We start from the raw sequence: 13601 nt of genomic DNA on the forward strand, positions 1-13601 counted from the left end.
TTTACCGATCGAGCGCTGCCATTAGGCCCAGGAAGGCCGGGAAATCGTGGGTGATCACATAGCTTGGGATTGGCGCCAGATACTCTTTAAATCGGTTCTTGGCCTCAAAGCGGTCACGGAAGGCTGATTGATCGAACCGCTCACCAAGCCTGGGCACGATACCGCCAGCGACATAAACCCCGCCAGTGGCACCCAGCGTCAGGGCGCAGTTACCAGCCAGCACGCCGAGCCACCCACAAAACAGTTCAACCGCTTCAATGGCGATGGGGTCGCTCTCGGTTAGGAAGCCATCGGTAACCTTGGCTGGGATCAGGTCCTTTGGAACCGGTTTGTCGTCAACAGTGGCGATGGCCTCATAAAGGCGAACCAAGCCACTGCCGCACAGGAAGTCTTCCCCACCCACATGGCCGGTTTTGGCGCGCTGGGCGCTGATAATAGCCGCCTCGCGATCATTCTCCGACGGTAAGGTGACGTGGCCCCCTTCGCCAGATAGCGGGTGCCAGCGCAGTCTACCATCCGGTTCATCAATCGGGAGGAGGCCAGAAACCCCTAGGCCGGTACCCGGGCCCAACACAACCTTTGGTGCGACGGGCGGGTTTGCCTCGCCGCCGATCTGTCGTCGGTCGCTGGGCTTTAGGCGCGATAGGCCAAGGGCAATGGCCGTAAAATCATTCACGATGATCAGCTGCTCCAGGCCGAACTGGTCGCGCATGGCCCGTTGGCTGAATGCCCATGGGTGGTTGGTCATCGAGATCTGGTCACCGGTCACCGGCCCCGCGATACAGATGGCGGCGCGCTGCAAGCCATCCACCGACATGCCGACAGCATCCAGATAGGCGGTCATCGTATCTTCAAGGCTGTGATAGGCCTGAACGCTAAACACCCGAATAGACTCAGGGATGCCGCTGCCCATGCCGGGCCGGCCGGGTAGTAGGGCAAAGCGGGCGTTGGTGGCGCCAATATCCGCGATTAAATCTGTCATGCCTGCTGCCTTAAGCAGTTTTGGCGGGCCAGACAAGGTGCCCGCCTACTGAAATGGCAGGCTGCTTAATTGAGCGCCAGGCAAATCACGGTAATGGCTGCCCAGTTTGTCTAAAAAATAGGCAGAAAGGTTTTTGAACAGAAAAAATGCAATTTTAGGCTTTTTGGGCTTGTTGCGCCGCACAAAGCATGTCAGCATTGTTGACAGGTTTAGGGGCGTTGGACGCGATAAGTCGCTAGGCGATGGGTCGCGGTGAGATGCCGGTAAACCTCTCTCTGTTGGGTGTTTCCTCCCTCAATGAACTTCGGGCCGCCGGCTTCGTGCCAGGCGGCCCTTTTTTATGTTCAATCCGGGTGGGGCGGGCGTTGTTTACTCGGCGGCAGCAGCGCTCAGATACCCGCGGCCCAGCGCTTCAACCATATTGGCGAGTTGCTCTGACAGGGCTTTGACACTGGGCATCGGCTCGATCAGCGCCTCATCCATGTAAAGCGCGCGATTAATCTCAACCTGCAGGGCATGAATGCCTTTAGAGGGGCGGCCATAATTCTGTGTCGTGTAACCGCCAGCATAGGGACGGTTGCGCAAGACGCGGTAGCCCAGGCGCTCAAGATGACGATCTACCAGGGCGGTAATACCGGCATCGCAGGAGCTGCGGTGGCAATCGCCGAGGACGAAGTCAACCGCCCGGCCCTTCAGGGCACCGGGTAAGCCCACGGTGGAGGGCATGGAATGGCAATCGATCAGGATCGCCATGCCAAACTTCTCCTTCGTTTCCTCCAACAGCTTGGCGAGCGCGTCGTGATACGGCTTGTAATAGGTGTCGAGCAGGGCAGAGACATCCTTAAAGGATAACCGCTTGTTGTAGATCGTCTCACCGCTCGCGATCACCTTGGCGATGGTACCGAGGCCAGCGGCCAAACGTGGGCTCCGCGTGTTGGCATAGGCGGGCAGCGGGCCGTCAAACATGCCCGGGTCGAGCTCATAAGGTTCGCGGTTTAGGTCAACAAAGACTCGGCCCAATCTAGCCCGAATCAGGGGGACACCATTTGCCACTGCAGGCTCATAGAGCTGGTCAACGAAGGCATCCTCTGACCGGCGCAGTTGAAGTGGTGTTAGGTTGGTTTTCTTAATTAAATCAGCGGGATAGTCGGCGCCGCTATGGGGCGAGGCGAGGACAATCGGCAACAGTTGTTCACTCGGACGGTCGATCCGATAACTTTTCGTCGTCGTTATCTCGGTCATGCCTAGCAAAATAGGGTCATCCGGTCCCGAGCGATCATGGTGAGCTGATCGGTCTTAAGCGCGTGGTGGTAGCGCGGTGCGGCATCTCGATGCCCGCCTCACCCATAACGCATCATAGACCGCTTTGCCCGTTGGATCACCGGGAAAAGGTATTTTGTCACGGATTGAACGCGCAGAAAGCGCATATCCGGGCATGTGTTTCGGAGGGCTAGGGGTACTTGGGAAGGTATTTCGGAAGGCAACTGGCGGATCGCACGCACGCGCTCCCCTTTAGAATGAAGGCAAGGCGGCACAAGAAATGGCCCGTATTTTGGTGGCAGAGGATGACAGCGGTATGCGCCGTTTCATCCAGCAGGCGCTCGAACGCGCTGGACATGCGGTTGAGGCAGTGGGGCATGGTGATGCCGCCATGGCAGAGCTTAAGACCGGCACTTACGATTTATTGCTGACCGATGTGGCCATGCCCGGCGTTGATGGTGTGCAGCTGGCACGCCATGCCGCTGATAATACCCCCGGCATGCAGATCATGATGATCACCGGCTTTGCCGCCGTGGCACTGCGCATGGGCCGCACGGCCAATGGGAATGAGGCACCGGTTATGTCCCGGCCGTTCCATCTGCGTCGCCTGGTCGAACAAGTCGACGATGTGTTGTCGGCTTAGTAACCCGGATATGCTATCGGCTTAGCAGCCTGATCACGTGTTGGGCGCCCCAAGACCAACCGGTTGCCAACGTCATGACCGCAGATGCCGATAAGCCAGAACTGGCCATCTTCCATTCCCTGGCCCGGACCGGGTGCACCATTTTCTCACGTTATGTGGGCGCGATGGATGGGGTCTATCTCTACAGTGAGATCCACCCCGACGGCCCTCCGTTAAGTAAGTCACAGACGGCCGGTACCGGCCATCTGGCATTAAGCGCCTTGGTGCAGGCCGCCGCCCATGGTCTGGATATTCTAGAGAACCCAGAGGATTTGCTCACCGTCGGTGCGCTGCCGAACTCACTTGAGCAGCTATCCCAAGTCATCGAGGCAACCAAGACGTCCGGCAATGCCCCTGTGTTGCGGGATTGGAGCCATATCGACTGGCATGGTCGGCCGTTTTGTGTGCCCGCAGGCGGGACCGGCGCACTGGTTGCGCTGCTTGAGCCGCACTACCGTTTGAAACGCGCCGTTTGGGTCCGTCACCCCATGGCCTGCTATATGTCGATCGCAGAGAGCGCCACGCTCGGCACCCACTACCGTGGTGAGGCGGCGTTTGATCAATACATCGAGGGCTGGCTCGGTTTCGTAGCGGACAATCCTCTTGATCGCGTGGTCCGGTATGAAGAGTTCTTGCCCGACCCCGCTGCTGCGATCCAGAAACTCTGCCAGTATTTGGACATTCCCTTCGATCCGCAGTTCGCGGCCAAGGCGGCGGCTAACACCAACATCACCGGTGATGATCGCGCCAAGGCGGAGGTTGGGCTATCCCTTTTCCAGCGGCCGATGCCGGTTGAGCTATGGGATTACGTGCGAGCGCATCAGGGGTACCAAAGCCTGGTGGCCCAACTTGGCTATGACCTTGATGAACTACCCCTAGGCTTCGCCTTGCTGCCGCGGCAGTAGGGGATGCCTGGCGTCGATCCAGCAGAACCAAAGTAGCGACAAAAATCGGGGCGAGGGCACTTGCAGAGCAGGTCGGTAAATGCTATTCGCCTCCGGCTCGCGGCAGAGTTGTTACCCGAACAGCCATCGAATATTGCCGACGACATAGGGCGCGTAGCTCAGCGGGAGAGCACTACGTTGACATCGTAGGGGTCGCTGGTTCAATCCCAGCCGCGCCCACCATTTATACTTAATTAAAACAACAACTTGTGGGCCTGCTGAAAGATTGGGCTGGGTGGCTATGCAGTCAATTCCTCGGGCTTGTCCGAGAAATTGCCGAAATTGGCCGTTACTGCTTCTACATCCGCGAGGTAGTTGGGGTCGAAATGAAGGTAAACGCGCCTCAGTGTTCGGGGGTCTGTCGCCGTCATTGCGCCGGCCTTGTCCATCGGTATCCCTTCCTGGGCCAACCACGAGATGAAGGAATGCTTCATCACATGAGGGGTTGCATCTGGTACGCCCGCCTTCACGGCTGCACGCTTGAAGGATTTCTTGATGTCCTTCACTGGTTTTCCCAGATGCTCGATGACAAATGTCGTCTCCGCATGCTGTCTCAGTCGAGTAAGCGCGGTTTTGAGGTCCGGTGGAATGGGTACGAGTGCACGGCGTTTGTTGGTTACCGCTTGGGTGGGGTCGCGAAAGTCGATCCGCCCGCCTACTAGGTCTACTCGATCCCAAGTAAGCTGTAGTATTGCCGATTTTCGAGCGCCGGTTCTCATTGCTATTTTGATGAAGGCCTTTAGGTGGGGTGCTGAGGCAGCATCGTGGATTGCCTGAGCTTGCTCGATCGAGAGATAGAGGTCTCTTGGTGGTTTTGGTTTTGGTATCTCGATCATACCAACATTGAAACTGATCCGACCGTCGTCGTTGGCTCTCTTTAGCGCAGTTTTCAGCTCTCGCAGTTCTTCGATAAGGCTGCCGGACCGATGGGCGCGGGCCTTTCGATACTCTGCTAAATGCACTCGGTTGAGCTGGTCTGCCGTCAGTGATCCAAGCGCTTCGTGAAGTGGCCGATGGTAAAAAGGTGAGTTCTGAGCCCTTGCCTTTCCCATGCTCTCTAGATCCGCAAGTCGCTCGTCGAGGAGCTGACTGATTGAAGGGTTGGGTGGTGCTGCTTTCAGAGCTTTGTACTGGATCAAGCATTGTTCAGCGCCCTCCCGATCCGAGCATTTAGTTGTAAATTCTCGGCTACCATCTCGGATGTAGAAGTTTGGCTTGTTGGGTCGCTTGATAAGGCGAGGGGCGAGAGGTTTGCGGCCTCGCTTTGACGGCTCTGACATTTCTGTTTCTCCACATATTCAAGGTAGCTCTGGACACTCACTAAGCGGACGCGTCCCAGTCGGATGCCATCAAGCGTCCCGTTATCGAGCATTCGCCGAACGGTTTGAGGATGAACATCCAACAAGCGAGCAACACGCTTAACCGAAAGGAATTCCGGCATCCGTCGAGCTTGCGGTGGTGGAGATGTAGCGGTAGTCTCTGTAAGCAAATAACCAGTCATCTTCTGTCCTCCTTTGGATCAGTTGGTGGATTGGAGTTTGTCGAAGAGTCCGTCTTGGTTTCGCCGCCTGCGGGCTCTTCTTTTTTGTGTAGTTTTAGGTGTTCGATCTCCCGGTACTTTCTTGCTATTTGAGCATCGATCCTTTGTTCAGCCCGGCCTGCTTCAGGGGCCTCTGCCAAATAGTCAAAGAAGTCGGTAGCTTGCTGCGCCTCAGGGCCGGGGATGAACAGGCTCTCATTCTTCTCAGCTCCGGTCAGCGTCATGAACGCAAGCATTCGTTGATCAAAAGCTTCCTGCCTGTCATGGATTTCTTGGGATTGCTCGACTAGCCATTGCTTCAGGTACTTCTCATCATCGTCTAGCTCGTCCGGGTCTTTGGTCAGAATTCGAAGCGCCTCACGTTGTATTTGGTTGTCCTTCAATAATGCTAAGTACTGAGTTTGCATGAAATGAAATTGATATGAGGGTTCGTAGCTGTAATCGATAAATGCTTGTTCAGCGGCCTCTTGGTGCTCTTCTGGAACGCACTTAAGGAGTGTCCAAATGGGGTGGAGGTCCAAGAAGAGACAGAGCATTGCGAGGTTCTGAGACGAGGGATACTGCCCATCTTCTTCTAGTCCGGCGCGCTCATAGCGGATCAGGGTGTTCTCACTAATTCCAATCTTCTGACACAGCGCAACGCGAGAGAGGCCCGCCTTTTCTCTGGCCTCTCTTAGGGCTTTGCCCAGCGCTTCACGCGGCTTTGGTTGGTCTGAAGTCATGATTTAACATACCCAAAAAATGAAGTGGGTACATCAAAAAATGAGATGTTCGTGTGCGGCTGGTGCTTTTGTGTGGAAAAGTGGCCAAAACACCAGCCGCTCGCTTGTCTAGCGTTCATCGAAGATAGGTCCGCCTTCGGTGATCGCGCTCCGCATCCGCATGCGGAGGCCTGATATCAGGTCCTTACCTTCAAACAATTGGACAAAGGGTTTCCCGCTGAGCTGATCATCCAGTGCTTCAAGCTGCTCGTCGGTCATGGTCTCGAGATCAACGCCAAAGAGGGCTGTATCGATGATTCTCTTACCCACTGCATCCAGCTGATGCTTTTGATCATCGGTAGCGTTTTCAAACGCTACTGAGGCAAGTTCTTGCCATTGGCCATCGCTAAGCTTGGCGATGTCTCGTTCAATGGCGAGGTCGATAAGTTCTTCCGGGTCCAAGTATCGAAGGCTGGCCTCGAGATCACCTACCATTGGGCCTAGCTTGCGGCGGTTCCCACTAAACTCACCAACTCGCATTTCATCGATTGCGATGAGTAACCCGGCGGCTCTCGTCTCGTAGAAAATCGATAGGACAGGGTTTCCGCCGCGCTCGTCTTCATAGTCTGCGTCTTGGTGATCGATATGTTCCGGCGCGTCGTCGGTGCCAAAGGCAATGTGATCTGTTGAGCATCCTAGGGCTTCGCAGATAGCGACGAGGCGACTAAGGTTTGGTTCTTGAAGGCCTTGTTCGAACTTCTCGATGATGCGGAGCGTAAGATCGGTTTTCTCAGCTAGATCGTTTCGGCTCAGACCTGCCTGTTCGCGAGCGGCACGAAGCCGTTCGCCAGCGGTCGTTGCTTGATTGAGAGTTGCAGTGTCAGTCATGGATTTACCTTTCGATGATTGCTGGTGGTAATACCCATCCCATCTTCTAAGTCATTGAAATTGCGAGGTGGGTAGGGTTCCCGGTAGCTACCGGGACACGTACCGGGACACGTACCGGGAGGAATGCCCGGTGACGTCTGTGAAGGCGGGGCGAGGTCGAGGAACGGCACTCGCCGGCCTAATTCGAGTGATTGATGCTCGCGCTGAATGACATCGAGGCCCTGGGCTCTTAGGAGGGCGATGACACCCTCAACACCATCGGCCTGATCTGCCTCAACCAGCACGTGAGGGATGATCTGCTGTCGCCTGATATGCTTCCACAGTGCATTGCCAAGCGTGGCGATATGCGTCTCAGGAAGTTCTTTGGAGGCTGCTAACTCTTCGTCGGTGGCCTCTGGGCTGTTATCGTAGCGATGCCGAATATCGCCGCCCCAGGTGAGCTGTCGTGCGCCCTTGAAGGCGTGAGCATACTCTCGAAATAGAGCCTTATCGCGCTTGCTACCGTGGCGATGGCAGTCATCAAGGATCTGCCATGGCGTCCTGCCACCGTTGCCAGCGAGCTTTGTATGGGCCTTGGTGAGCTCAAGGCTTGCACCCCATTTGCCTACATACTCAGCGGCGCCACTGTCTTCGGTCACCCGATCAAAGGTGAACGCATCCGCAGAGCATTGCCCGTAGCCTTTGCGCTCGACACTGCGTGCCCATCGATCAAAGAAATAGAAGCCTAGTTGCTCAGCATCATCCTCGGTCGCGTCTGGATGCATGAACACGAGGATATGAAGGTGAGGGTGCCATCCATCGTGGCCATGGGTGACTTCCATGGCCCGAACATCGCCCAGATAGCCGAATTTGGCTTTGGCCCGCTTCCAGGGGCTGCCTTGCTTCACGAACCGCCATACGTCGCGGACGACATGGCGAAGCTCCTCACAGGTCTGCATGCGATGATGCGGAATGGTAAGGGTCATCATGTAGACGGCCCCACCAGCCTTCCGGTGGCTTTCTAGGACGGCATCGATTTCCTCACGGCGACCCTCGGTGATCTTGGCTGCGCAAACCGGGCAATGCCAAACAGAGCCGCATGTCTCGACGCCTGCAAAATGATGACCGGTATGGGTGGCATGAAGCGTAACTGTCGTGCCTACGGGCTGCTGCCCGCATTTCTTGACCCGTTCCCCTGGAAGTAACGAAGCAGATGTTCGGCGGAGCTGGTGCCGCCTGATCTTGGAGAGTCCTCTGTCACCATTATCCCCAGCCTGTGCATGGGATTGTTGCCGGTTACTGGTTACTAGGGCTGGGGGGGAAACATTATTTGCGTGTATATCAAGATTTGCAGGGGAGCTCATGTAGCTGCACCCCCGTTTTTCCGGAAATGAAAGGTAAGGTCTTGGCCAAAATCAAAGAGTTCGTTTGTGAAATACTCGAAGAGATTTCTGAGGCTGTTCTTGAGTTCAATGATCAGCAAAACGAGCGAGATCAAGGTCGGCGCTCTCACATCCCACTTGCCTCTCCCGAAGGCATGAGGGGGCTGGATGCTGGCGAAACAAGCCATACAAAGGTTGGGAAATGGCAAAGGCTGGTCTTGCCCGTGCGCTTCGATCTGGCACTTGAGATCGGCGAAGATGGCAAAGCGGAGATTGCGGTAGAGGGCAGCTTTATGGGCTTCCTCTCTTCCAGAGGAACGGGCTCTTTGGGACGTTCGTCTGCGCGGATCAGCCGTGCCAATTTTGAGATACCTTTGCTCCTGCCTACCAACATCAGAGGAAGCGACTAGAGCTTTCCTGCTCACCAGCCTCAGGGGGACGACTGCCCCCTGAGCCATTGGCAAGGCTCTGGGCGATGCCATCCTGTCAAACCCCTCCCGCACCACTACCGACCTGCGGTCGGTACCGGGTCGGGGTGTTGACAGGCTGTCTGCGGTGCTCTCCGGTAGGGCGTGTGCAGGCGATTGGTAGGTCATTGGCGAGCCTCCCCATCGGTACCGGGAAGGCTACCGGCCAGCTCCTTTGCGAGCTTTGCGACCTTTGCTTTTGAGATGTTTAGCCGTTCTGCAATTGATGCATCGGTAAGCCCCTCAGCCTTCAGTCGCTTGATTGACTGGATGCGTCGCCGCTTGATGTAGCGCTGCACGTGCTCGCGCCGGTGACGCATTTTGAATTCTGCGATTTCGGCAGTGATGCCATGTGGCTCACCTATGGCCTTTAGCGTTGCATGACGCGTGTCTGCCTTATGTTCGCCACGGCGGAAGGATCGATAGACTTGAATACTGATTGGATCGCGGGCGAGCTCATCTTTGATGCCGCTAGCCGCAACCGTTCCGCCCGCCCTCGGGGCGGCCGGGGTCTTTTCTTTAGGTTTGGAGGGGAGCCTGTCGGCCTTGGTGGCCTCCGGTGGTGCTCCCTGACCAACCAGCGGTGCCGGTGGTGAGGTAGGCTGGTGAGCGACACCGCGCGAGGTGCGAAGCATCGCAATAAAGTCTCGATGTTTCGCGAGCACCTTATTGACGGTGCTGGCCGAGACTGGTGGCTCGAGTTTCTTACCGATCTGTGCGTTGGTGTAGCCCAGAAAATAGAAGCGAATGATCTTTTCATCGCGCTCCCGTATCGCGGCCTTGCGCTGCTTCTTGCGATAGCTGGTCAGGATGGCCTGAAGGCTGCTGACCGGCGTGCTGAAGTTGCTGGCGAAGGTTGTGATAACTTCAGCCTCGGTAACCCCGCCGCTACCTGTTAAGCGCTTGATCTCGGCATCGAGTTCGGCAGCCAAGCGATGCCATTCATCAGTACGATCTTGAGCATCAGCATCTTGATACTGCTCTAGCCGTTTTCGGCGCTCATCGTTGCGTTTGACCAACTCAACCGCTTCGACGATTGCCTTGACCAAATCCATGCCCTGATCAGCAATGAGTTCGGCAACCTCGAAGGGTAACTCGAGGGTGACGCTGACCGTCTCTGGATTGATCGAAATTCGCTTATCCATGGGCGGCCTCCATCTCGAGAGGCTGGCCAATTGAATTTCCCGGACATGTCCGGGTTATTAATGGGTGTAGAGTGTGAAGCGCCCGCAAATGCGGGAATTGGCGGATAGGCTGTACAGGGCCAAGTGGTTGATGTTGTTTGTTACCCGCTCGTTGACATCGTAGGGGTCACTGGTTCATTCCCAGTCGCGCCCACCATTTTTTTCTAGAAATGCTATCTGTTCAGTGGGTTGCCTTGTCCGCTCGCTCAATCGCGCCTGCGCAGCATGAATGCGGTTAGATCGCTGATCGTCTCGACCTGATTGGTTGTGCAGCCAGCTTGGCTGCAGTGTTGATGGTGAAGCGTTAACCGGGTGTCCGATGCCTGTTTGGCATATACGGCGTAGCTGAAGAGCGTGTCAGCGGCGTTCCAACCCGGCATGCGGGATGCGAACAGATGTTTCATCGCCTTGTTGTCTAGATGGGCCCAGCCACCAGCGGGCAGCCACCTTGGATCCCTTGGTCCCTCACCATCGATATCCCTGGCTGGGAAGAAGCCTTGGCTAGCGACGGTCGTTAGGGTCTTTGATAAAGGCCCGCTGGCTTGCAGGCGGTTTTGATGACCAGCTGATGCGAGGCCCAGGATTGAAATGCCGGCATGGCTTACATCCTCAAACCGGTTTGAGGTGCGCGCGGGCCAATATCGCCATAGCTGATGGCCTTCTTCTACCTCATGGCTGCTTAGGAAGCTGGTCACGAGCTTATTGGCATCTCCCGTCCAGCTGCTTTGATCAAACATCTGCCCGGCTTGGGCGAGGAAACCTGCCATCGCCATCTGCCAGTTCCAGGGGGCAACCTCCCCGGCAAAGCGGAACGGAATATTGGCCGGGATCAAATACAGCCCGGTATCGGCATCAACCTGGGCGCTAAAGAAGCGAATGATGCTGCGTGCGGATTGCTCTAGCCGTCCCATTAGGGCTGGGTCACAGTATTCCTCAATACCACCGCACGCTTCGATCAATGCCATGCCGATCATGCCCAGATTGACCGCATGGGCGATGGGGGTGCGTTGGTTACTTGAATAGATGCGGGTTGCCCAGCCATGCGCCGGTAGGCCGTGATCTGCGGTGATCTGCAGCTGGTGATTGGTCTGGCCCAGGATCCGGTCGATAGCCTGGGCTTCTAACAGGGCAAAGACTTCATCGCCCGTCTTTTGATACAGCAAGGCAAGTGCACGAAGGCGGTAGCTCTGAGACCAGCTGAGGGTGCCAGCCTCATCAGAGGCAAGCGCCCTCGGTTCGCCAAGCTGCCCCATGGTTAGGCCAGCCAGGGCATGGAACATTGCCCTCGTCTCCGGCGAGCCTTCTAGCTTCAGTGCCCTCACGCCAGGCTGGTCTTTGGGGCCGCTGCCCCAGATGAAGACATCCTCACTGCCCGTAATGAACTGAGGTTTAGCATTTGGCTGCAATGGCAGTGAGATCAGTTGTGGTTTGTCCGTATGGTTGCAGTAGGCCTCAGCGAAGAGGGTGTTCTGGCGGATGCGGATGGTACCAGTGGCACAATCCACCAAGCGCCATTGATGGGTTGCTGAGGGCGCCACACGACCATCGTTACCAACGGCGTAGAGTTCGATCAGGGTCTCAAGCTCTTTGCTTCGCCATCGGCTGGTAATCAGGCGGTTTGCGTTGAACTCAATAATCGAAACCTGGGTGCCGTAGGGTAGGGAGATGACGGTATCACCATCCTGAACGATGTCAGTGGTGTCACCCCGGGTCTTCGTGGTTCGCACATAGGCATATGAACCATCACGGCGAAGGCGAAAGCTGCCGATACGGGACACGTCATTGGTATCCGCACCATCGATTAGAATCTGATCATTGATTGTAATTGTTGGTCTGAAGTCCCCTGCACGCCACTCGATTATGGCTTGGTGCTTGGGGCGATTGATCACCGCCTCAAGTCCCGGGCGGCTGATCCGATGTTTAGTGATGAGGCCGGTGACCAAATCAACCTCTGCACCGGTGTGTTGAGAGATCAGAGTCTGGGCAGAAGCGGGTGGTGCCGCGGTGATGAACACCGCGGCAACCACACTGGCTAGGATGAACCTGGCTGGGGGCATGCCGGTTCTTCCTAGAAGTTGAAGTAGATGAATTCAGTCAGATCACCGATCCGGTACATCTGAATGATCGAGATCACCGCGATGGTTGCGATGGCAAGGGACCAGGCCGGGGTCGGCTGCCAAAGCTTAGGCGCCTGGCCAAGCTTGATCCGCAGCTCCCGTGCCACATCGATCACGGGGCGATAGCGGGCGGTTAGCTCGATTGAGTTGGGCATCCACACTGCGATGATTGCCAGCGCCAGGAACTGCAGCCAGATCCATGCTGAACCATTGGTCAGCCCTTCCCACAGTGTTGGCTCCAACGCGGTTGAGAGGCCGGTCATGCCATGCAGGATGGCGATGGCGGCATCGAAGCTCTCTGCCCGGAAGAAGACCCAGGCAATGATCACCGCGATCATCGTGACGCCCCAGCTGGCACAGATCTTCACCGGGGCCGGGATGATTTGGGCCAGGCGGGTATCTTTCATCACGGCTGACCAAGCGTGATTGATGGTCAGGTACAGGCCGTGTAGCAGACCCCAAACCACGAAGGTCCAAGCGGCACCATGCCATAGGCCACCCAGCAGCATGGTGAGCATCAGGTTGAGATAGCGCCGTTGCTTGCTGCACTGATTGCCGCCCAGCGGGATGTATAGGTAATCACGCAGGAAGCGAGACAGGGTGATGTGCCAGCGACGCCAGAAATCAACGATGCTGCGCGCCTTGTAGGGCGAGTTGAAGTTGATCGGCAGTCGAATGCCAAACAACCGCGCCAGGCCGAGCGCCATATCGCAATAGCCAGAGAAGTCGAAATAGATCTGGAAGGTGTAGGCAAGAGCGCCAATCCAGGCCGCCTCAAGCGGTATGCCATGGGCATCACCGGCGGCCCCAAAAACCAGGTTCGCATAGGGGGCCATGCTGTCAGCCAGCACGATCTTCTTGAATAGGCCAATGGCCAAGAGCGTACCGCCAACGGCCAGGTTGGTGCTCAACTTGCCCTGGAACACCTTCAGCTTGAACTGCGGCAACGTATCCTTCTGGAGGACAATCGGGCCGGCGATCAGCTGCGGGAAAAACACCACGAACAGGGCATAGCGGGCGAAGTCACAATTGGTCACCTGGCCCTTATAGGTATCGCAGAGGAAGGAGATCTGCTGGAAGGTGAAGAACGAGATCGCCAGCGGTAGCACGATGTTTAACAGGGCCAGATCATGGCCACTGATCGCGTTGTAGTTCTGAATGAAGAAGTTGGCGTATTTGAAGTAAGCCAGTGCCGCCAGGTTCAGCACGATGCCGATCGTCAGCACCGCCTTATCTTTCGATATCGATAGGAACCGGTGCAGCAAGTAGTTCACCACCACCGAGCCAATCAGAAGCAGCAGGTACGGCACGCTCCACCAGGCGTAGAAGGCGATGGAAGCGCCAACCAACCACCAGATGATTGCAGCCTCATGACCCCGCCAGCGCAGGAACAGAAAACCTGCCAGTACCGGTGGTAGGAACAGATAGATGAATTCTAATGAACTGAAGACCATGATCCCCTCCTAGAGCATCAA

Annotated in this window: 13 protein-coding genes and 1 tRNA gene; 4 read left to right on the forward strand and 10 right to left on the reverse strand. The window is 56.4% G+C overall.

The window, feature by feature from the left end:
• Position 1 precedes the first annotated feature (1 nt).
• Both glk and KI792_08365 read right to left on the reverse strand, forming a co-directional pair.
• Positions 2–982: a glucokinase gene (gene glk / locus KI792_08360; protein ID MBV6633029.1), complete on the reverse strand. Its 981-nt coding sequence runs from the start codon at positions 980–982 to the stop codon at positions 2–4.
• Between the two features lie 369 nt (positions 983–1351).
• Entirely contained in the window at positions 1352–2224 is an 873-nt protein-coding gene (locus KI792_08365) for an N-formylglutamate amidohydrolase (protein ID MBV6633030.1), read from the reverse strand.
• A gap of 298 nt (positions 2225–2522) precedes the next feature.
• Between KI792_08365 and KI792_08370 the strand changes: the two genes are divergently transcribed.
• The 3 genes from KI792_08370 (at position 2523) to KI792_08380 (ending at position 4051) form a co-directional block, all read left to right on the forward strand.
• On the forward strand, positions 2523–2885 hold the full coding sequence (locus KI792_08370) for a response regulator (protein MBV6633031.1): 363 nt from the start codon (positions 2523–2525) through the stop codon (positions 2883–2885).
• Between the two features lie 74 nt (positions 2886–2959).
• Positions 2960–3829, forward strand: coding sequence for a hypothetical protein (locus tag KI792_08375; protein ID MBV6633032.1), 870 nt, complete (start codon positions 2960–2962; stop codon positions 3827–3829).
• 147 nt (positions 3830–3976) lie between these two features.
• Positions 3977–4051 (forward strand) — tRNA-Val (locus KI792_08380).
• A 56-nt stretch (positions 4052–4107) separates the two neighbouring features.
• Here the strand turns inward: KI792_08380 and KI792_08385 are convergent.
• The 5 genes from KI792_08385 to KI792_08405 all read right to left on the reverse strand — a co-directional run bounded on the left by KI792_08385 (position 4108) and on the right by KI792_08405 (position 8340).
• On the reverse strand, positions 4108–5007 hold the full coding sequence (locus tag KI792_08385; GenBank protein ID MBV6633033.1) for a site-specific integrase: 900 nt from the start codon (positions 5005–5007) through the stop codon (positions 4108–4110).
• Positions 5004–5369 carry a helix-turn-helix domain-containing protein gene (locus KI792_08390; GenBank protein MBV6633034.1) on the reverse strand — a complete coding sequence of 122 codons (366 nt, stop codon included), beginning with the start codon at positions 5367–5369 and terminating at the stop codon, positions 5004–5006. The genes KI792_08385 and KI792_08390 overlap by 4 nt, the downstream gene beginning before the upstream one ends.
• Positions 5366–6130, reverse strand: a complete 765-nt coding sequence (locus KI792_08395) for a helix-turn-helix transcriptional regulator (GenBank protein ID MBV6633035.1) — start codon at positions 6128–6130, stop codon at positions 5366–5368. The genes KI792_08390 and KI792_08395 overlap by 4 nt, the downstream gene beginning before the upstream one ends.
• A 108-nt stretch (positions 6131–6238) precedes the next feature.
• On the reverse strand, positions 6239–6997 hold the full coding sequence (locus KI792_08400; protein MBV6633036.1) for a helix-turn-helix transcriptional regulator: 759 nt from the start codon (positions 6995–6997) through the stop codon (positions 6239–6241).
• Entirely contained in the window at positions 6994–8340 is a 1347-nt protein-coding gene (locus KI792_08405) for a protein rep (GenBank protein ID MBV6633037.1), read from the reverse strand. Before KI792_08405 ends, KI792_08400 begins: the two co-directional genes overlap by 4 nt.
• 26 nt (positions 8341–8366) lie before the next feature.
• Here KI792_08405 and KI792_08410 point away from each other — a divergent pair, with 26 nt between their 5' ends.
• Positions 8367–8768 carry a hypothetical protein gene (locus KI792_08410; GenBank protein ID MBV6633038.1) on the forward strand — a complete coding sequence of 134 codons (402 nt, stop codon included), beginning with the start codon at positions 8367–8369 and terminating at the stop codon, positions 8766–8768.
• Between the two features lie 182 nt (positions 8769–8950).
• On the opposite strand, the gene KI792_08415 is transcribed toward KI792_08410, so the two are convergent.
• The 3 genes from KI792_08415 to KI792_08425 form a co-directional block, all read right to left on the reverse strand.
• Complete coding sequence (locus KI792_08415; GenBank protein ID MBV6633039.1) at positions 8951–9970, reverse strand: hypothetical protein; 1020 nt, start codon at positions 9968–9970, stop codon at positions 8951–8953.
• A 245-nt stretch (positions 9971–10215) separates the two neighbouring features.
• Positions 10216–12066: a hypothetical protein gene (locus KI792_08420; protein ID MBV6633040.1), complete on the reverse strand. Its 1851-nt coding sequence runs from the start codon at positions 12064–12066 to the stop codon at positions 10216–10218.
• Between the two features lie 11 nt (positions 12067–12077).
• Entirely contained in the window at positions 12078–13580 is a 1503-nt protein-coding gene (locus tag KI792_08425) for an MBOAT family protein (GenBank protein MBV6633041.1), read from the reverse strand.
• Between the last annotated feature and the right edge of the window lie 21 nt (positions 13581–13601).

This window comes from Alphaproteobacteria bacterium SS10 (assembly GCA_019192455.1).
Taxonomy (GTDB): Bacteria; Pseudomonadota; Alphaproteobacteria; order TMED2; family TMED2; genus TMED2.

What these genes read in the sequence shown, in the direction of transcription:
- glk (MBV6633029.1), bottom strand. Translation starts at nt 982, where the DNA reads ATGACAGATTTAATCGCGGATATTGGCGCCACCAACGCCCGCTTTGCC.
- KI792_08365 (MBV6633030.1), bottom strand. Translation starts at nt 2,224, where the DNA reads ATGACCGAGATAACGACGACGAAAAGTTATCGGATCGACCGTCCGAGT.
- KI792_08370 (MBV6633031.1), top strand. Translation starts at nt 2,523, where the DNA reads ATGGCCCGTATTTTGGTGGCAGAGGATGACAGCGGTATGCGCCGTTTC.
- KI792_08375 (MBV6633032.1), top strand. Translation starts at nt 2,960, where the DNA reads ATGACCGCAGATGCCGATAAGCCAGAACTGGCCATCTTCCATTCCCTG.
- KI792_08390 (MBV6633034.1), bottom strand. Translation starts at nt 5,369, where the DNA reads ATGACTGGTTATTTGCTTACAGAGACTACCGCTACATCTCCACCACCG.
- KI792_08395 (MBV6633035.1), bottom strand. Translation starts at nt 6,130, where the DNA reads ATGACTTCAGACCAACCAAAGCCGCGTGAAGCGCTGGGCAAAGCCCTA.
- KI792_08400 (MBV6633036.1), bottom strand. Translation starts at nt 6,997, where the DNA reads ATGACTGACACTGCAACTCTCAATCAAGCAACGACCGCTGGCGAACGG.
- KI792_08405 (MBV6633037.1), bottom strand. Translation starts at nt 8,340, where the DNA reads ATGAGCTCCCCTGCAAATCTTGATATACACGCAAATAATGTTTCCCCC.
- KI792_08410 (MBV6633038.1), top strand. Translation starts at nt 8,367, where the DNA reads ATGAAAGGTAAGGTCTTGGCCAAAATCAAAGAGTTCGTTTGTGAAATA.
- KI792_08415 (MBV6633039.1), bottom strand. Translation starts at nt 9,970, where the DNA reads ATGGATAAGCGAATTTCGATCAATCCAGAGACGGTCAGCGTCACCCTC.
- KI792_08420 (MBV6633040.1), bottom strand. Translation starts at nt 12,066, where the DNA reads ATGCCCCCAGCCAGGTTCATCCTAGCCAGTGTGGTTGCCGCGGTGTTC.
- KI792_08425 (MBV6633041.1), bottom strand. Translation starts at nt 13,580, where the DNA reads ATGGTCTTCAGTTCATTAGAATTCATCTATCTGTTCCTACCACCGGTA.